The sequence below is a fragment of the Aneurinibacillus danicus genome (assembly GCF_007991215.1).
Classification (GTDB): domain Bacteria; phylum Bacillota; class Bacilli; order Aneurinibacillales; family Aneurinibacillaceae; genus Aneurinibacillus; species Aneurinibacillus danicus.
On the sequence record NZ_BJXX01000052.1, the window covers coordinates 13569 to 32541 of the forward strand.

Here is an 18973-nt window from a genome sequence, read left to right on the forward strand (position 1 = left end):
TTCAAACAATAAATGCTTCTTACCTCCTAAAAGAAACAACAAGCATTTATAGCAAACAGCAGCATATTTATCTTAGCTTACCAAAGTTGCATACACCATTGCTAGTGCCAAACCTGCTAAATTCTGGACTTCATACACACTCAGGTAAGCAAAATGCCTTATATTACAGGGAAAATAACACCGAAAGTTATGCTTACTTTTTATGTATATCCAACAGTTTTTGAATCTCATGCTGAATGATTTCGGCAGCATACTGGGTGCGCTCCGCATTTTCCTTGCCCGCTACCGCTTCGTTCAAATCAATCGGTTTTCCATAAATAATCGTTACACGTCCAAAAAGACGGTACGGACCGATGATTGCGACGGGTACGACCCGCGCCTTAGATTTGAGTGCAATCATCGCAGCTCCCGGCAGCATTTTGCCGACGGTCCCATCCCCTGACCGGTTACGCCTGCCTTCCGGGAAGATGCCGAGCACTTTCCCCTCGTCTACAATCTCAAGCGACTTGCGGATCGCCTGACGGTCTCCGGCACCACGCTTAACCGGAAAAGTTCCAAAGTCAGTAATAAGCCAGGAGATGACAGGAATCCGAAACAGCTCCGCCTTCGCCATGAAATGCACTTGACGGTGGGTACCACAGCCGAGCAGGATTGGATCCCAATTGCTAATATGATTCGCGCAGAGAACAAGTCCTTCCCCGTCCGGAATGTTCTCCTGTCCGATTACGCGCCAGCGGTACAGTCCTGCAAAGATGCCGCGGAATATGGCGCGAAAAAACGGATATGTTTTGCTTTCCATGCGACTTACGTCCTCTCCCCGATTTTTTCCCGATGCAGACAAACGATACGGTCTACCACCTCATCAATGCTACATCCGGTCGTATCAACCAGCACAGCGTCTTTCGCCTGTTTTAGCGGCGCTATCTCACGCTCACTGTCTTTACGATCTCTTTCTTCAATGTCACGCAGCAATTCACCGTATTCGGCCTTCACACCTTTCTGCTCAAGCTCCTGCAGACGCCGCCGTGCGCGTTCTTCGATAGAAGCGGTAAGAAAGACTTTCAGTTCGGCATCCGGCAGCACCGATGTGCCGATGTCCCGACCGTCCATTACGACGTTTTTACGGCTGGCAATCCGACGCTGCATATCCACCAGCTTCTCGCGCACAAGCGGATGCGCGGCTACCGTCGAGACACGCCGTGTAACCTCCAGGGAACGAATCGCTTCGGTCACATCTTCGCCGTCCACATATACACGCTGCATTCCGTCATGAATTTCAAGCGTTAAGTCAATCGTATCAAGCAAATCACGCAGACACTGCTCATCTTCAATCGAGCAGCCGCGCGTAAGGGCCGTAAGCGTTGCAGCCCGATACATCGCCCCGGTATCAACGTACAGCATGCCGAGCCGTTTCGCCACCCGCTGCGCTACGGTGCTTTTGCCGGCTCCGGCCGGTCCGTCAATTGCAATTTTCACAGTACTATCCCACCCTAACTAAGCAAAGAAGAAAGTAGAAGCTACAAGGATGGAACTTCCCCTCCAGCCTCTTGCTTCTTCATCTTTTATCTCTATTCATTTTCACAAAAAAAGCAGGACGTGCCTGCTTCTTTCCTTTTATTTGATTTGATGCGTAACTTTTTATTGCTATCATGCACTCACGTATGGTGATAACCATGCTATTCAATTATCTCCATAGTAACATAGGCCTTAAGGCGATGCAATGCCTTCCAGCCGTACCGTATCGACAAGCCAATAGCGGACCGAGTCATATGTGAGCAGAAACTGGCTTGCGACGAGCAACAACCACCCGGCCGCAATGGCTATAATAAGTCCTTTCTCCACCCAGGCGGCCAGGCGGGTGAAACGCTTCTCATAAGCTGTCTCTTCGGTTCGTTTCATCCGGACCCCTCCTTCCGTTTTCACCAGTATCGCCCGTCCCCCCGATCCCTATTCTTCCTTACAAGGCAACTGCCTTAATTTTCTCCGCTTTTACTTCATCTCCGGTCAGTGCATTAATATAGATGCGGTAGCGATCTTGTCCAAGACCGCCGTAGAATTCATAGGTGAACACTTCCTGCCCCCGATCGTCTTCAATGACGGCAAGACGCGTTTCCTCTATTTTCAAGCTCGGATTCACTTTCGCACGGGCCTGCGCCTCCGTAAGCTTTGGCTTTGGCAGCACACGCGCTTTATGATTTAGAAGATAACTTTCGCTCTGAAATCCCGGTACGCCGCCTTTATCAAGCGCTACCTTCACAGTGACCATATCCGGATACACGCGGATATCCCCTTGTTTGTAGACATACGTGAATACCGCAAGCCCTCCATATTCATCATAGGATACCGCCTCCATAGAAGGATAATTTCGCTCTTCAAGATACTTGTCCGCATAGTTCTTCGCCTGCTCGATGTTTAGCTTCTTTACGTTCGCATGAACGTCACGCTCGTCCAGTACCCAAACCACCTTACCGCCTTTCTTGGCCACTTCTACGTTAACCGGGGCAGGATCGGCTTTACGAACCATGTGCACGCTGAATGATTCGTACTCCCGCCCGCTCCCATTGTCCACCACGTTGATTTCTTTTAACTGTTCGGGCGTGATTCTGGTGAACGCCAATGCTTTTCGCTTCGCTTCTTCTGCAGTAATCGGCGTACCTTTAATGGCTTGAATCTTCATTTTGCGTGTCGCATTCAGGCTTCCGATGCCCGAACCGAAATCGACATCCTTATAGCCTTCAACGTTTTTATCGATAACTTTAAGGCCGTCGATAATGGTATTATCCTGAGGTCTTTCTTGCGTCGAAAGCGCCGATTCAACATCCATCCAGCGGAGCTGTTTGCTGAGAACCGCTGTCTGTACGGTCTGCAATTGGCTCTGAATTTCTTTGGAATGCCGATAAAGCGCCTGCAGCGTTTTGTACTCTTTGTTGCTTAACGGCTCTTTTTGAAGATCGCGAACTGCTGTCTGATAGCTGAAATCAGCCACATTGGCAAGAAACTTTTCCGTCTGGTTAAATGGCATAAGTGTCAGAGGGAGTTGTCCTACATCGCTTTGCGCAGAATAAGCAAGACGCCAGACATTCGTCAGACTCGGCGTTAGCTGTTGACGAGAATTAACGGCAATCGTTTTACCCAGCTCGTCCTGCAGCTTGTCTATATGATAGTTTAAATTGTGGAACGCACGCTGATACTGGTTTTCCGCTTTAATTAGCACCGAGTTTTTTTCCTGATTCTCCTGGTAACCCCACATACCGACACCGATAGCCCCTATGGCAAGAATCGGCGCCAGCACACCTGCGATTTTCCAATACATATCCGCATCACCTTTCCTAATTACGATCATTCTTGGTAATAGTGTGAGGAAAGAGATGCTTGTTTATACAAAAAACCACCATGGTTTTCAACGCAACCCCGTCATGAAAATCATGGGAAAGAGGGCTTAATTTTGTCGCACAAAAGAAAAGAGAGGAAAGAATTTCGCAGAAAAAAGCTTTACAGCGGTTCGGAATGAATATGGAAATTCCGGTCGTTGCTGCAGATGCATTGTTTAAACCCCGTCTCAATCTTCCCGTTGTTTTCGCGTATTCCGCGCAGCACATAGCGCTCGCCGCAGGTCAGGCAGTAAATGGTGACTTTATACCGTTCGTACTCGGTTGTCATATTTTTTCCGCCTCCTCTTGTTCATAGTGTCGCCCAAAAGCGGCAGCAATAGACCTGTCCAGCGCAGCACGGCTGCGGCGAATGGCAATCGCCCACAAAAACAGCATGAACGGAGCCATCAGCCACGGCCAAACCGTACCGCCTACCATCAAAATGAAATCGTACGTTCCGTGCAAAAGCACAGGAATCGCAAGGCTTAGTGCCAAATACATGCGCTTTCTGCGCGGAACAGACAAAAACTTCGCTTTGCCAAGGTAGTATCCCATCAATACACCGAACAATCCATGGCTCGATACCGGCAGCAGGGCCCGGTAAAATGCGGTAGACACACCATGCTCTAACAGATAGAAAAAGTTTTCAAGCGTCGCGAAACCGAGCGAAACCGCCACCGCATACACGATACCGTCATACGGCTCATCAAATTCCACATGCTTATATGCCGTATAATAAATAATGAACCATTTAAAAAACTCTTCGAGAAAGCCTGCCAAAAAATACGATTGCGAAAATACGCCGAGATGAAGTTCTTCCTGGAATCCGAACTGCACAACCATCACGGGAAAAACAAGCAGGATACCGATGATAAAACTTTTGACAACCATATGAAGCGGTTCCGTTTCATATTTGTCCTTTAGATAAAAATAACTCAAAATAGCAATACCAGGGGCCAGTGCTGCCCCCAAGGTGGATAACATAGCATTCGACTCCCTTTGTTCTCCGGATCTCCTTACCTCATCGTACCATGGAACATAGATGAAAGAAATATTATTGATGAAGGTTATCATGTCAAATATGCAGGACACAGCAAAAAAACAGCGCCTATGCTGGCAGGGTCTGTCGGACGATCTTTTGCCAGGTTAAAACGCACTTTTTATATCTTCTACATTGCTTGCCAGCATAACTGCTAACCGTATGCGGGCTTTCTTGCTGTCATAATCCTTGCCGAGTATCACACCTTTGCTGTACAGGTCATAGGCACTCCCTAAATAGTCGTATGTGGTGTGTACACGACCTTCTTCCGCGCTTGTGGTAATGACAATGTGAATGCCTTGGCGAACGGCTTCCTCGATTCCTTCCATCATCTTCGGCGCAACCTGACCACGGCCTACCCCTTCAAGTATGATACCTTTTGAACCTGCTTGAATGGCCGCATACACAAACTTACTGTCTGCATCAGCATAGCACTTGATAATGTCAACAGCAGGAATTGTCTTTGTAATCTTAAATATATCCCTGTTGATCGGCTTTTGGTATATGGATACACAATCATTGTCGATGATGCCGAAATAACCAAACCCGAATGAATGAAAACCCTGAATGTTGGATGCGTGGACTTTTTTCACGTAGCGAGCGGAGAAGATGCGTTCATTAAACACCACAACCGCTCCTGATCCGCGTAAATCGGCACTACAAGCCGTGTAAATAGCATGCCGTATATTTATGTAGACATCATTGCTTAAATCACTAAGAGAGCGCTGTGAGCCTGTCAGGACGACCGTACGTTCATCGTCTATGGTGAGGTCAAGAAAGTATGCCGTTTCTTCCATTGAATCTGTGCCGTGCGTTACCACGACACCATCGACGGACTGATCTGCAAGCACCTCTTCGATTTTTGCTTTTAATATCAAAAGCTCCATGAACCCAATGTGCATGGATGGAAGCTGAAATACGGATTCGACTTGCACTTCTATGTCGCCCGGCAGGTTGCATATCTCCGCTAACTCTTCACCGGTAATTTCACCCGATGCCAGCATGCCGCGCTCGTTTGGCTTACTGGCAATTGTACCGCCTGTTGTCAGCAAAACCACTTTTGGCATAAGTACCTCCACTTACTGTATGTATTGTGAAGCTATTCGTTTGTAAGTATACACAAAAAAGCCGACAAAAGCATCCGCTCTGTCGGTCCAGATAACTGTCTCGCTTTTTATTTAACCGTTAATCCCGCTGTCCGACGGGCAATTTCTTCGGCAAGGATACCGCCGTGGAAGCGACCGTTCTCGATAAAGATTACGTTCGCGTCGTTGCCCGCAGCAATAACGCCTGCAACAAACACGCCCGGCACGTTCGTCTCCATCGTCTCCGGATTGTGTTCCGGCTCTCCCGTTTCTTCACGAACCGTAACACCAAGCGCATGAAAGAATGTGCGATCCGGACGATACCCTGTCATCGCAAATACTGCATCATTTTCGAGTTTCATTTCCTGTCCGTCCTGCTCCACTATGATATGATCCTCATGGATACTTTTCACTTCTGTGCCAAACATCGCCTTTATCCAGCCTTTGTTCACCATCGATTCAAACACCGGACGCACCCAAGCTTTAATGGACGGTGAATATTCGCTGCCGCGATAAATCCAGGTTACATCGGCACCCGCACGATACAGATCCATCGCCGCATCAACCGATGAGTTCTTGCCGCCGATGACCGCCACCTTCATCCCCTGATACGGGTGCGCCTCTTTAAAGTAATGCGATACCTTCGGCAAATCCTCGCCCGGAATATTCATATAGTTGGGGTTGTCGTAGTAGCCGGTTGCAATAACAACGAAGCGGGTTCGGTACTCAGCGTGCTCTCCGTTCCTTTTGGTTGTCCGTACCGTAAATGTGCCGTCTTCTTGTTTGTCTACCGCATCCACTTTTTCGTACGTGTGAATGCGAAACTCCCGGCGCGCCGCCACTTCTCTATAATACGTAAGCGCCTCCTGACGGGTCGGCTTCTCATGCGAGATAACAAACGGGATTCCTCCGATCTCCAGCAGCTCCGGCGTGCTAAAGAAATTCATGAAAGTCGGATATCCGTAGATAGAATTAACGATACAGCCTTTCTCGATAATGAGCGGGTTTATCCCTTTATTCTGCAGCTCGGCCGCCGCTGACATGCCGCACGGTCCGGCTCCGATAATAATAACCTGTTCCATCTTTCCTCTCACTCCTATTTTCACAAAATGTGATATTTAAACTTCCTTACCTCTTCCTTTTTTCCTTCTCAATAAAAAATCCCCTACAATCCATATTGTAGAGGATTTTCTTCATCTATTTCAATTCTTATACCCAACCGCGGAACTGGCTCGCTTCCGCCATCTTGCGTACGCCTACCATGTAAGCGGCCAGACGCATGTTGACGCCGCGCGTCATATGCGTGTTGTACACATTGTCGAACGCGCGCACAAGTACTTCACGCAGGCGAGCTTCAACTTCTTCTTCCGTCCAGTAGTATCCCTGGTTGTTCTGCACCCATTCGAAGTACGATACCGTTACGCCACCGGAGCTTGCCAGTACATCCGGCACGAGCAGAATGCCGCGCTCAGTCAGGATGCGAGTTGCTTCCAGCGTTGTCGGACCGTTCGCCGCTTCCACTACGATGCTTGCTTTGATGTTATGCGCATTCGAAGCCGTAATCTGGTTCTCGATTGCAGCCGGCACAAGAATGTCGCAATCCAGCTCAAGCAACTCTTTGTTGCTGATCGTGTTGCTGAATAGCTTCGTTACCGTACCGAACGAATCACGGCGATCGAGCAGGTATTCAATGTCCAGGCCGTTTTCGTCATGAAGCGCGCCATATGCATCGGAAATCGCGATAACTTTTGCCCCGGCGTCATGCATGAATTTCGCCAGGAAGCTTCCTGCGTTACCGAATCCTTGCACAACAACACGTGCGCCTTTCAGTTCGATGCCTTTCTTTTTAGCCGCTTCTTCGATGCAAATAGTAACTCCTTTGGCTGTCGCGGTTTCACGCCCCTGCGATCCGCCCAGTACAATCGGCTTACCCGTGATGAAGCCCGGGGAATCAAATTCGCGAATCCGGCTGTATTCATCCATCATCCACGCCATAATCTGCGAGTTAGTGAATACGTCCGGTGCCGGAATGTCTTTCGTCGGCCCAACGATCTGGCTGATCGCACGTACATAACCGCGGCTTAAGCGTTCCAGCTCACGGAATGACATCTCACGCGGGTCGCAGATAATTCCGCCTTTACCGCCGCCATAGGGTAGATCAACAATGCCGCATTTTAAGCTCATCCAGATAGAAAGCGCTTTTACTTCATCTTCTGTTACTTCCGGGTGGAAACGAACGCCACCTTTCGTCGGCCCAACTGCGTCGTTATGCTGGGCCCGGTAACCGGTAAATATCCTTGTTTCGCCGTTGTCCATCCGCACCGGAATACGTACAGTCAACATGCGCATCGGTTCCTTCAAGAGTTCATACATCTCTTTCGGATACCCCAATTTGTCAAGGGCCTCAGCAATGACCGTCTGTGTAGACTGTAACACATCCAGATTCTCTTGCGGTTGCGCTGCGCTCCCATTCGCAGTCGCTGTTGATTCGGTTACCACGTCTTTTTCTCCCATGTTTTACCACCTCAAAAAATGTTCATCAGTCTGTCAAGACATAGCAAGTATACCTCTTTCTCTTACGTTTTGGAAGGTGTAAAGCTGGCTTTTTCTTTATTAAAATAAATGAGAAAAACTCGCGGGCGTTGCCGCTCGTCCTTTTTCCTCAAAGAAGCCAAACAGCCGCTTTGTGTCGCTCCGGTCGGACCGACAAAACATCCGGGTCGTTCAGGGAGGGAGACAGTTGCCGGTCTTTGTCTCCCTCCGCTTCACACGCTCCACAAGGAAAAAGGAACGTTTGGCACACGCCTCGCGAGTTTTTTCTCGCTTACGAATGGAGGGAAAGTATATTTTGCTTTATCACTGTAAAGCGAAATATACTTTCCTATACCACGAAAAAACGCACGGCTGAATACCATGCGCTCTATCTGTATACTTATATTAGTCAAAATAACGGCAGAGAACCTTTACCGCATCGCTCTCCACTACTGCTTTGCCGTACTCCTGCAGGACGTGCTTGGTCAGAGTTGAAGCCTCTCCGTATTCTGATAACACTGCAATAAAATCGTCATATTCTTCCTTTTCCATATCAACTTCTTCGAATACGAGGTAGTAGCGTCCGTTATATGCGTATGCGCTGCCCCCGTCAATCACCTTGGAGTTAATGCGGTGAGCCAGTTCAATCAAATGCTCGAAGTCCTGGAACACATACACCACATCATCGCTCTCCTCCAATGTGACTTGCATTTCATATATATCATCGTAGTCCAGATCCTCAGCGTCATCATGCGCCTCGGTCTTGCCGCGTGTTACGATTACGACCATGCCCTGAGCCGGCAGGGAGAATACTTCGACCGCTACAGGTCCATTCACTGTAAAGCCAACTTCATCTTGGGCCTGATCCATCATGTCATTGAAAAGTTCATGCACTTTTGGAATATCACGCCACATATCATCCTTTTCAATTCCCCGCTCGATCAGGTCATCGAATGTTAAGAAGATCCTTATTTTATCCTGATTCAAACGTTCAACGCGCATTATGACCCCTCCCTCCGCAAATTCGGTGGTAGTATTTAGAATACGTTGCAGGATTCTTTTTTGTTCAAAAAATAATAGGATTTTTTCTAATGATAACATGGAGTCAAAGCAAGGTACAAGGCCTTAGAAGACAAAAAAAGGCCGCCTCTTATCTCAGAATGCGCGGCCTTTCTTCTCTACACTCGCGTGGCGGCATTTTTTCGTCCTATAGTTCCAGCATAGAGATTCCCCATACCATCGCAATTGCAATTAAAGCCCCAAGAATGAAGGACAGCAGCATCCCCGCACCATAGGAATTCGGCTCGTCTTCGCAATATTTTCTCGTTTCATCTTGACTCAGCATCGGCTTATCCTCCTTGAATGAGTGCATCCTCTTCTTAGTATGGGCAGTCCGGCTCTATTCTATATCCTCCTCTCCGTCTTTGTACGTTTTTCCTTGATTACAACGGAGGAAAAGCAAAAGAACACTCGATATTAATCGAGTGTTCTCACCTCCTGAATCTTCGCCTGAATCGTACGGGAGAGCTGTCTCAGCTCGGCCACGTCACCTCGTGCCCGCATCTGGCGAAACCGGTTCTGAAATTCTGTCGCCTCTACAACGAACCCGCGCTGATATAAATTTTGGATTCCCTGCAGAATACGGGAAACGATATTTGATTTGTATTCGAACATCTGTTGGGCATCACGGATTTCATCGCGAATTTCGGACATTTCCGTATCCAAAAGATACGAAGCTTCAGCCGTTGTGCGCAGTCTCTCTCTTATATCCTCAGGAATATTGCCTTCGTATTTATAATTTAACGAATGTTCGATGGTTGCCCAGAAATTCATCGCCAATGTCCGTATTTGGATTTCGGCCAGTATTTCTTTTTCGCCCTGTGCAGTATGGACAGGGTACCTAATAATAATATGATGGCTACGGTAGCCGCTCGGCTTCTGGTTTTTTATGTAATCCTTCTCGTAGACGATCGTCATATCTTTGCCGTTGCGCTGGCGAACCAGTTCCACAACCCGGTCAATGTCCTGTACAAACTGGCACATAATCCGGATTCCGGTAATATCTTCCACTTCCTCAAGACGATCCAACGGAATACCCAGCTTGTTCGCTTTTTCTAAAATGCTTGAAATTTTTTTGATGCGACCTGTTACGAATTCGATAGGCGAATATTCATTTCTCTTTTTTAATTCTTTGCGAATACCCCTAAATTTCACTTTTAATTCCTCAACCGCTTGCTCATAAGGAATCAGGAATTCTTCCCAGCTTCTATCATCCACCAGACTGTCTTCCCCCTTCAACTGCCGCTATCCTTCTGTATTTTACCATATTCTCCTCAAAAAGAAATCGTGAAATTCAGCCTGCTCCCTCTCTATATACTATATAGATAAAACACGAAAAATATTACAGATAAACAAAACCACCATGGCGTCTCAGCCGCACCCCCGACATGAAAATCATGAGAAGGGACGGCTGACTTTTGGGGTATGAAAGAAAAGAGAGAAAAGACCGAGAGGATGATTTCAATGGGAAAAAGGCGAACGCCTTTTTCTTCCCTGGATCTTATTTCCTCTTCCCCTTCCTTCTTTTCTCATGATCTTCACAGAAAAAAGACCCGCCACTGTCTCTCTCTTCGAGAGGCCCAGATGTTTGGCGGGTGTTCAGGCAGCAAAACGCGAGCTTTTTCTCCTTCCCGGCGGAAAAAACAGCGAACCTTGCGCCTTGTCCTGACTTTCTTATAGATATTCGTTTTCGTGCTTGGCTTTCAGTCGATTCCAGCGGCGGTCGACTTCGTTAGCGAAGGAAGCAAGCATTTCCGCATACTCCGGCTTGGTGAGGTGCTTCGTCTTGCCCATCATTTTGAGCCAATCCTTCACTTCAATCCGTTTCTTTCTTGCGTCCGGGTCGTACGTAATGGTCGTCACACCCCTCTCCACTTCATACAGCGGGAAGAAGCAGGAATTGACGGCGGCCTCAACAATATTTCGACCCTGTTCATCGGCGGATTTCCAGTTGAGCGGACAGGCGATAAGAATTTTTCCGTATACCATGCCAACGTTCTGTGCATACCATTGGGCTTTGGCTGCCTTTTTTAGCAAATCCTGCGGGAATGCTTCCGTACCCGTGAATACGTACGGAATGTTAGTGGCCGCCATAATTTGCGCTGTGTCTTTATGGTGGAACGCTTTACCGCCCTGCATCTTGCCGACATTGGATGTCGACGTCATATGACCCATCGGAGTCGAATACGACAGCTGACTGCCGGTGTTCATATATCCCTCGTTATCATATTCAAGAATAATCATCTTATGGTTGCGTAGCGCCGTACCGATTGCCGGTCCCATTCCGATATCCATACCGCCGTCGCCGGTAACCATAACAAATGTAAAGTCATCCGCTACCTGGATTTCACCGCGACGTTTGCGCTCGTGGAACATCTCTACCACACCGGACAGCGTTGCCGCTCCGTTCTGGAACAGGTTATGAATGTATGTCTGCTTATGCGAGCTGTATGGATATCCAGTCGTTACAACCATTGCGCAACCGGTTTGGAACAGCACAACAATATCGCCTTCAATACCTTTAAAGAACAGTTCCAATCCCGGAAAAATCCCGCAGCCCGGGCAAGCGCCATGCCCCGGCGCAATGCGCTTCGGCTTCCCTGTGAGCGCACGCAGCGGCGGAATTTTCACGTCCAGCTTGCCAGTTTCTTCGTTCGGTGTCACGTGAATCAGTCCTGATTTGAACGCATCGCCGTGCAGCGGCTTTAATACCCGCTTCGGTGCTGCTTCCGGATTGCCCGGCGTATGTCCGAAGTAATCGAACGGAACCGGCGCATATCCCAGCTCGGCCGCCTCCATGGCCAGGGCGAAAAACGCCTCTGCATCATCATGGTAGAAGTCCTTGCCGCCGACACCGAAGATCCGGCTCACTACAATCGTTTCGTTGCCTTTGATTTCCTGCAGCGTCGCTTTTAATTCGTGTGTAAGATTGCCGCCATGTCCGCCGTAGGAATCGGCACGCTCCCCGATCATGATGGCCTTGAGGTTTTTACAAGCCTCTTGAATTTCTTTCGCCGGCCACGGACGAATCATGTTCGGACTGATAACCCCGGCTTTAATGCCTTTGGCACGCAGCTGATCAGCCACATCTTTCGCCGTCTCGGCCGCGGAGTTAAGCAGAAATACCGCTACTTCCGCATCTTCCATACGATAGAGATCGAGCACTTCGTATTTGCGCCCCGAAATCTTCTCATATTCTGCCGCTACCTGCTTAAACACTTCGCCGGCGCGGTACATTGCTTCAGATTGCTGATAGTTGTTGTTGATTAAATCAGGGTCATTCATGTACGGTCCGATGGTCACCGGATTTTCCGGGTCCAGTGCATGCACGTATCCGGACGGCACCTTGCCCACGAAATTCTGTACTGTCTTCCGGTCGGCAAAGTAGTTCACACGGCGCTTTTGGTGTGACGTGAAAAAGCCATCGTATGCTACCATTACCGGAAGGCGCACATCCGCATGCTCGGCTACGCGCAATGCCATGATGTTCATATCATATACCGCCTGCGGGTCACGCGCCAAAAGAATCGGCCAACCGATATTAAGCCCGTAATATAAATCCGAATGGTCGCCCCGGATGTCAAGCGGACCGCTGATTGCACGGGTAACCAGGTTCATTACCATCGGGAAGCGCGTACCGGACTGTACCGGAAGCTGCTCGATCATGTATAAGAAACCGTTTGCGCTGGTCGCGTTAAACACACGTCCGCCCGCTGCGGCCGCACCGTAACAAACCCCGGCTGAACCATGTTCCCCATCGGCCGGAATCAGCACGATATCATGCTCGCCGCGCGTCTTCATCGCGTCAAGAAACTGCGCCACTTCCGTAGACGGCGTAATCGGGAAATACCCCATTAAGTGATAATTGATTTGAGCGGCCGCCATCGCCGCCATTTCATTGCCGGATTCAAACGTCAGCTTCTGCTCCGGCATCGTTTCTTTCGCCGCACTATCCAATGCCATTTTTTCTGTATTATATTCGATTGCCATTCTAATCCATCCCCTCTTCCTGATTAATTAGCGGCCAGAATAAATTTTTGCGGTACACGATGCTCTTCGGCATAGCCAATTTCTTCTCGCATCTCGGTCAACGCTTCCACCGGACAGGCCTGCACACACTTCAGACAGCCTTTGCAGTACTGATAATCAATGCCTGACAAAAACATCTGGGGACGCCCTTTCTTGTCAGTGCCCTCTTCCCATACAAAACAAAAATCCGGGCAAACCGTATCGCAGGCTGCGCAATGAATACACTTCGAATCGTGATATTCCGGCAGGAAGCCCTGGCGGCTTGCGCTCAAATCTTTCAGGATACTGTTTCCGGGATTCACAATCACTCCGCCAATCGGCTGAGTTTCATAGCCAAGCAGCGGCTCGGGTCGGACGAATTCCTTGCCTGCCGATCCTTCCGGCACTTCATAGGATTTAAATGCTACTTCGTTATAGCCGCGGTCAAACGTGCGCAAGTTCGGCTCCACCAGGTGCGGATATTTCTTCTCGAACGTTTTGCGAATAACGGCGCGCATTGCTTCCGGATCAAGGAAGTCACAGATTCTGAACAGCGCACCGAGCATGGCGGTGTTGACCTTTGTTTTCTCTTCAACGGCAATGCCGAGCGCGTCGACGAGCGCCAGCGTACCGTATTCAAGATGCAGTTCTTCCCTTACTTCATCGAAATCACGTGTGGTATTAACCAGTACGATACCATGTGCGTCCAATCCGGACACGACATCTACCGTTTTGTACAGCGCTTCATGAAACACTCCGACCACGTGCGGCCGCTCGATCGGACTGGCGGCACGAATCTGCACGTCCGGATCGCTAAAGCGAATAAACGCTTTTACCGGCGAACCCTTTTTCTCCGAACCGTACGAAGAAAAGTTCATTCCGTTAAGCCCCAGTCCCAGCACACCGGCTTCCGCCAGCATTTTCCCCGCCAGGTTGGCTCCCAACCCTCCGATAGATTCCAGACGAATTTCATAAAAACCAAGTTCGTTCTTCTTTGGAAGTATCGACATTTCTATTCCTCCCCATCTCAACATACATAAACAGACAATCGCTCTGCCTGAAACACATCTTTCCCCCAGAAAAACCCATAGTCCGTATAACCAACTATAAAATTAGAATTGTCTTGCATTTTAGATTCAAATAAATTATAACAGGTGTATTTTTTTAAAGCAACAGTTTGTCATTGTTTTTCTCTAAACTCCCCTTATTATTTTTAAAGCGCTTACTTTATTGATAAAATTGAATTTATAATTCTCCCTCATATCGAGGTATTTATTTTACAGTTATAATACAGAACTAAAAAATATTATAAAACAGATATAAATTAACACTATTTATACGTTGTATAATTGACAAAAGAAAAAGTCCGGCGCTGCCGGACTCTGATTTTACCTGAATCTTCGAAAACTGTAATATAACAATGAAATAATGTACTTATACAGAAGCTGTTTTGACACTCCACACGACTAAAGGTGATGTGATGGTTCCGCGCCAAGCTTTTTATGCTTCCTGCAGGCTTTTATGAATCCATATCGCGGCCTGGGCACCATCACCAATCGCTACCGTCAGAAGTTGAGAATGCGCCGCCACATCTCCCGCAGCCCAGACGTGGCGCACATTTGTTTCTTTTGTTCGGCCATCCACCGGGATGTGCCCATTCTCCAATCGTTCTACGCCAAGCATGGCGGCAACGTCAGATTCGGCCTTATTGCCGCCAAATGCGATGAATCCCTTTTCCGCTTTGACGACTTGACCGTTCGCTATACGGATGCCGGATAGGACACCCTCTTCTTTGCTCTGCACCTCAAGCACGGGACCGCTGACTATATTCACGCCAGTCTTGGCACACTCCTCCTTCCAATGCTCTGATACAGACTTCCCTTCGGGCTCATGGTTGATATAGGTTAAGTCATCCGTCCAGTAACGAAGCGCGCAGGCCATGGCCGCTCCGGCGTTCCCTGCGCCCAATACGACGGCTTTCGTATCGCGAATTTCATACCCGTCACAGTCCGGACATACATAGATCGCCGTGCCGAGTACACGACGCAGCCCTTCGATATTATCCGGGATTCTATCAGTCAGGCCGGTGCTAATCAGCACCCGCTTGGCCGTTACTTCTTTTCCGTCTTCGAGTTTTAATTTAAACCCTTCCTCCCTTTTTCGTGCGCCGCTTACTCTTCCGTCCATAAATTCGACTCCGACCTTCTGGGCCTGAACGCGCCCTCTCTCCCGAAGTTCCGGACCGCTGACCCCGTCAGGAAACCCGAGAATATTACCATAGCGCCGTGCCAGGCTTGAACGTCCGCCTTCTGCGTCAATCACGATTACACGATGCATATAGCGGCCGAGCTGCAGGGCCGCCTGCAAACCGGCGATGCCTCCTCCAATAATCGCACAATCATACATAGGGTAGTTCTCTCCTCCTCATGGTACGCAATAAGTTCCTCCTTTTGGTTTGCCCATTCTGCACCGCTTTCACAAGGAGAATTCATCGAAAAATTTGTGACACAATGACGGGCAGAAGCATTTATCTCTTGCCCGTTTCTTTGCTCTGTTTATGAGGATGTTTGTTTGAGAACCTGCAAGCGATACTGGTATCCCTGTTCAACCAAAAACATCTGGCGCCTGTGCGCATACTGTTCTTCTTTTGATTCCGCCGAGACGAGCGAGTAGAAGTGAGCCGTCCGGCCATCCTTTTTCGGACGTAAAATCCTTCCCAGCCGCTGCGCCTCTTCCTGACGTGAACCGAACGTACCGGAGACCTGCACGGCCACACTTGCATCCGGCAAATCAATCGCGAAATTCGCAACACGTGATACGACGAGCGTCCTGATATCGCCGCGCCGAAACTTTCGGTACAGCACTTCTCGCTCTTCCTGGGATGTTTTTCCTGTAATCAACGGCACATCCAGCTCGCTCGCCAGCGCTTCCAATTGCGATACGTAGTGGCCGATAACAAGAACTTGTTCCCCTTCATGCCGTTTCAGCACATCTTTGACCACCGGAGTCTTGTCCGGGTTTTCGGCGGCGATACGAAACTTCCGCCGCTCGCTCACGCCCATGTACTCTGCCTTCAATAAGCCTGACAGCGGTACACGAATCTCGGTGCATACCGCACTTGCAATGAATCCCTGCTCCTCGAGCTGCCGCCATGGCAGTTCGTATTTTTTGGGACCGATGAGACTGAACACATCGTCAGCGCGGCCATCTTCACGCACCAGCGTAGCGGTCAAGCCAAGGCGGCGCTTCGCCTGGATATCAGCGGTCATGCGGAACACCGGGGCAGGCAGCAGATGCACTTCATCGTAAATAATCAACCCCCAGTCGCGTTCATGAAAGAGCGACAGATGCGGAAATTCTCCCGACTCCGCCGTCCGGTGTGTAATCATCTGGTATGTGCTAATGGTGACGGGACGTACCTGTTTTTCCTGTCCGGTATACATTCCGACCTGTTCTTCGGTCAGTGTGGTACGAGCCAGTATTTCGCTTTTCCATTGCTTCACCGATGTAGTACTGCTGGTAAGCACGAGTGTCGCCATGCCGAACCGTACCATCGTCTCAATGCCAACCAATGTTTTGCCGGCGCCGCAAGGGAGCACAATCACCCCGTTTCCTCCGGATGTACTGCCTCCTGCGTAGAATGCATCCACCGCTGCTACCTGATAATCACGAAGCGCAAAGCCCCTCTGTTTGCAAAGCTCCATCTCCACCCGCTCTCCGTCTGTGTAGCCTGCCATATCCTGAACCGGATAGCCGAGTTTTAACAGGGATTGCTTAATAACGCCACGCCAGGCAAACGGTACGATTACTTCGCGCTCGCACAGCCGACGCTCGATTAAGTTAGCGATCGATGCATAGCTTAGAATATCCTCCATGATTTGTGCTCCGGCCGCCGAAAGCACAAGCTCGCCCTCACGCACAAACAACTGCAGTTGACCGAAGCGCGACATTGTCCGGACAATCTCACTTTTTACGGGAGCGGGCACAGGGAATTTGGCATACCGCTCCAGCACATTAAGCACCGTGTCAGCATGCAGGCCAAGTGCGGCTGCGTTCCACAACGACAGCGGAGTTAGACGATAGGTATGAACATAATCAGGACTCTTGACCAATTCAGCGAACGGTGTCAGAGCATCGCGAACCTCACTGTACTTTGGATGGCGCACTTCCAAAAGCAGCGTGCGATCACCCTGGACAATTAGCGGATTTTCCATCTGCGACATATTCCATTCTCCTTCTCTTCCAGAACTTCCTTTTGGGTGTAGTGTATCCAAAAATATAACTACTATGGCTTTTTAGCCCAATCCCGACATGAAAATCATGAGAAGGGCGGCTGACTTTTGGGGTAGGAAGGAAAAGAGAGGAAAGAAGGAGGAGAGGATTTCAATGGGGAAAAAGGCGAACGCCTTTTTCTTCCTTAGCTCTTTTTTCCTCACTCTTCTCCTTCTTTCCTCACGATTTTCACAGAAAAAAACAGGCGCCAGACGGCGTCTGTTTCTCTTACCGGGGCGGGATTGGCACCTTTAGTACCGTACCGGCGTATAAATTCTGAATCCCGTTGTAACGCGCAAGATAAAATTGATATTTTCCCGTTCCGTAATACATGACAGAAATTTTATATAGTGTATCGCCTTTTTGTACCCTATGACGCAGAATTCGCTTTTGCGCCTTCGCCGGGGCTTTTTTTGCAACAGGCGCCGGTTTTGCTGCGGAACTCTGCGGTGCTGTCGCTTTGGCAGAAGATGTCTGCGGCGCAGCAGGAGGCTTTACGCTTCCCGAAGTCTGCGCCTGCGATCCGGCCGGATTCTGAGACGAACCCGGATTCGCCGGGGCCGGTTTGGCCTGCGGTGAAGGCGCAGGAGAAGACGGTGTCTTCGTCTGACCGTCTTTGGCCGGGGCTTGCTTTCCGGTTTCAGACGCTTTCGATTGGGTCTGCGGCTGGGCCGTGGAAGGCTCGCTTCGCGCCGCGTACCACAAGAAAACAAGGCCGCCTATCACGAGCAGCAGCAAAACGCCGGCAATATAATAATACGGTGTAAGATTTAAAGGCGGCTTTCTGTGCACGGTACTGCGCGGCGGCAGCGTACCGGTAGGTATTTTATTCGGCCGTTCTACCTGTGGCTCTATCGCGCTTTGTTCCGCTTCATTTTGCCGCTCTACCAGCTTTCGCAGCGCATCAGACTGATCCGAATGGTTACGTTGTTTCTCGCTCATCGGCATCCCCATTTTCTTTGTTTTCATTTCTCTCTTCTCTATTCGCTTTTTGTAAGGATTCTCCTTCCTTTGGCGAGAAAAACCATCCTTTTCTTACAAAACATCCAAGAATAAAATCAACTAAAAAGTGGGTCCACACTACAGCCCAGACGGTTCCCGTCTTATCAAACAGCCACCCGAACAGCATGCTGATTAAAAATACGACGGCCATCATCACCCACTTCTTGAGATAGCGCACATGTACAAGCGCAAATAACACGCTTGTCCACCATACGCCCAACCCCGGCTGGATAACAGCACGGAACAGAAATTCTTCCGCCAGCGCTACCACCAGGCATACCAGTGCGATGTGCCAGACAGGCAAATCACGGAACAACAGCTCGTTTAATCCTCCGTCATCAAACATCTCCGGCGGCAGCCAGACAATCAAGACAATCTCCACTGCCACCACCAAAAGCGCAAGCAGTGTACCGTACACAAATACATCTGCTATATGAGGGGCAAGAAATCGTCCTATCCAATCAACCCCCGGACGAATATAAAAAAAATACAGCCCTGCAAGTCCTATGACAAACAAAATCGCCTGGGAAATATATACGTTTAGCGCCAGCGTTCGACTATCCAAATGTGCATATCGCGGATCCATTTTGCTCTTCCCTTCTTTG

At 49.2% G+C, this 18973-nt stretch carries 18 protein-coding genes; all 18 read right to left on the minus strand.

Annotated elements, in window-relative coordinates:
* Positions 1-193 precede the first annotated feature (193 nt).
* Positions 194-799: a lysophospholipid acyltransferase family protein gene (locus ADA01nite_RS05955; RefSeq protein WP_146809045.1), complete on the minus strand. Its 606-nt coding sequence runs from the start codon at positions 797-799 to the stop codon at positions 194-196.
* A 5-nt stretch (positions 800-804) separates the two neighbouring features.
* Positions 805-1476 (minus strand): (d)CMP kinase, encoded by a 672-nt coding sequence (gene cmk, locus ADA01nite_RS05960; protein WP_146809046.1) that lies wholly within the window; start codon positions 1474-1476, stop codon positions 805-807.
* Positions 1477-1707: 231 nt separating this feature from the next.
* A complete protein-coding gene (locus tag ADA01nite_RS05965; protein ID WP_146809047.1) occupies positions 1708-1899 on the minus strand; it encodes a hypothetical protein in 192 nt (63 codons plus the stop codon).
* Between the two features lie 58 nt (positions 1900-1957).
* The gene (gene ypeB / locus ADA01nite_RS05970; RefSeq protein WP_146809048.1) at positions 1958-3313 is read right to left on the minus strand and encodes a germination protein YpeB; all 1356 of its coding nucleotides are present in this window, start codon (positions 3311-3313) and stop codon (positions 1958-1960) included.
* A 179-nt stretch (positions 3314-3492) separates the two neighbouring features.
* Entirely contained in the window at positions 3493-3660 is a 168-nt protein-coding gene (locus ADA01nite_RS21925; RefSeq protein ID WP_170230160.1) for a hypothetical protein, read from the minus strand.
* Entirely contained in the window at positions 3657-4355 is a 699-nt protein-coding gene (gene prsW, locus ADA01nite_RS05975; RefSeq protein WP_146809049.1) for a glutamic-type intramembrane protease PrsW, read from the minus strand. Before prsW ends, ADA01nite_RS21925 begins: the two co-directional genes overlap by 4 nt.
* A 162-nt stretch (positions 4356-4517) precedes the next feature.
* The gene (locus ADA01nite_RS05980) at positions 4518-5477 is read right to left on the minus strand and encodes an asparaginase (protein WP_146809050.1); all 960 of its coding nucleotides are present in this window, start codon (positions 5475-5477) and stop codon (positions 4518-4520) included.
* A 107-nt stretch (positions 5478-5584) separates the two neighbouring features.
* Complete coding sequence (locus ADA01nite_RS05985) at positions 5585-6577, minus strand: YpdA family putative bacillithiol disulfide reductase (protein WP_146809051.1); 993 nt, start codon at positions 6575-6577, stop codon at positions 5585-5587.
* A 127-nt stretch (positions 6578-6704) separates the two neighbouring features.
* Positions 6705-8009, minus strand: coding sequence for a Glu/Leu/Phe/Val family dehydrogenase (locus ADA01nite_RS05990; RefSeq protein ID WP_146809052.1), 1305 nt, complete (start codon positions 8007-8009; stop codon positions 6705-6707).
* 423 nt (positions 8010-8432) lie between these two features.
* Positions 8433-9029: a genetic competence negative regulator gene (locus ADA01nite_RS05995; RefSeq protein WP_146809053.1), complete on the minus strand. Its 597-nt coding sequence runs from the start codon at positions 9027-9029 to the stop codon at positions 8433-8435.
* A gap of 205 nt (positions 9030-9234) precedes the next feature.
* Positions 9235-9372, minus strand: a complete 138-nt coding sequence (locus ADA01nite_RS21930; RefSeq protein ID WP_170230161.1) for a hypothetical protein — start codon at positions 9370-9372, stop codon at positions 9235-9237.
* A 131-nt stretch (positions 9373-9503) separates the two neighbouring features.
* The gene (gene yjbM, locus ADA01nite_RS06000; RefSeq protein WP_146809054.1) at positions 9504-10304 is read right to left on the minus strand and encodes a GTP diphosphokinase; all 801 of its coding nucleotides are present in this window, start codon (positions 10302-10304) and stop codon (positions 9504-9506) included.
* Positions 10305-10760: 456 nt separating this feature from the next.
* Complete coding sequence (locus ADA01nite_RS06005; RefSeq protein ID WP_146809055.1) at positions 10761-13076, minus strand: thiamine pyrophosphate-dependent enzyme; 2316 nt, start codon at positions 13074-13076, stop codon at positions 10761-10763.
* Positions 13077-13099: 23 nt separating this feature from the next.
* Positions 13100-14104 (minus strand): 2-oxoacid:acceptor oxidoreductase family protein, encoded by a 1005-nt coding sequence (locus ADA01nite_RS06010; protein WP_146809056.1) that lies wholly within the window; start codon positions 14102-14104, stop codon positions 13100-13102.
* A 490-nt stretch (positions 14105-14594) separates the two neighbouring features.
* The gene (locus ADA01nite_RS06015; protein WP_146809057.1) at positions 14595-15500 is read right to left on the minus strand and encodes an NAD(P)/FAD-dependent oxidoreductase; all 906 of its coding nucleotides are present in this window, start codon (positions 15498-15500) and stop codon (positions 14595-14597) included.
* Between the two features lie 149 nt (positions 15501-15649).
* The gene (locus ADA01nite_RS06020) at positions 15650-17317 is read right to left on the minus strand and encodes a DNA repair helicase XPB (RefSeq protein ID WP_146809058.1); all 1668 of its coding nucleotides are present in this window, start codon (positions 17315-17317) and stop codon (positions 15650-15652) included.
* A gap of 277 nt (positions 17318-17594) precedes the next feature.
* Positions 17595-18308 carry a LysM peptidoglycan-binding domain-containing protein gene (locus ADA01nite_RS06025; protein ID WP_170230162.1) on the minus strand — a complete coding sequence of 238 codons (714 nt, stop codon included), beginning with the start codon at positions 18306-18308 and terminating at the stop codon, positions 17595-17597.
* On the minus strand, positions 18289-18954 hold the full coding sequence (locus ADA01nite_RS06030; protein ID WP_170230163.1) for a CPBP family intramembrane glutamic endopeptidase: 666 nt from the start codon (positions 18952-18954) through the stop codon (positions 18289-18291). The genes ADA01nite_RS06025 and ADA01nite_RS06030 overlap by 20 nt, the downstream gene beginning before the upstream one ends.
* Between the last annotated feature and the right edge of the window lie 19 nt (positions 18955-18973).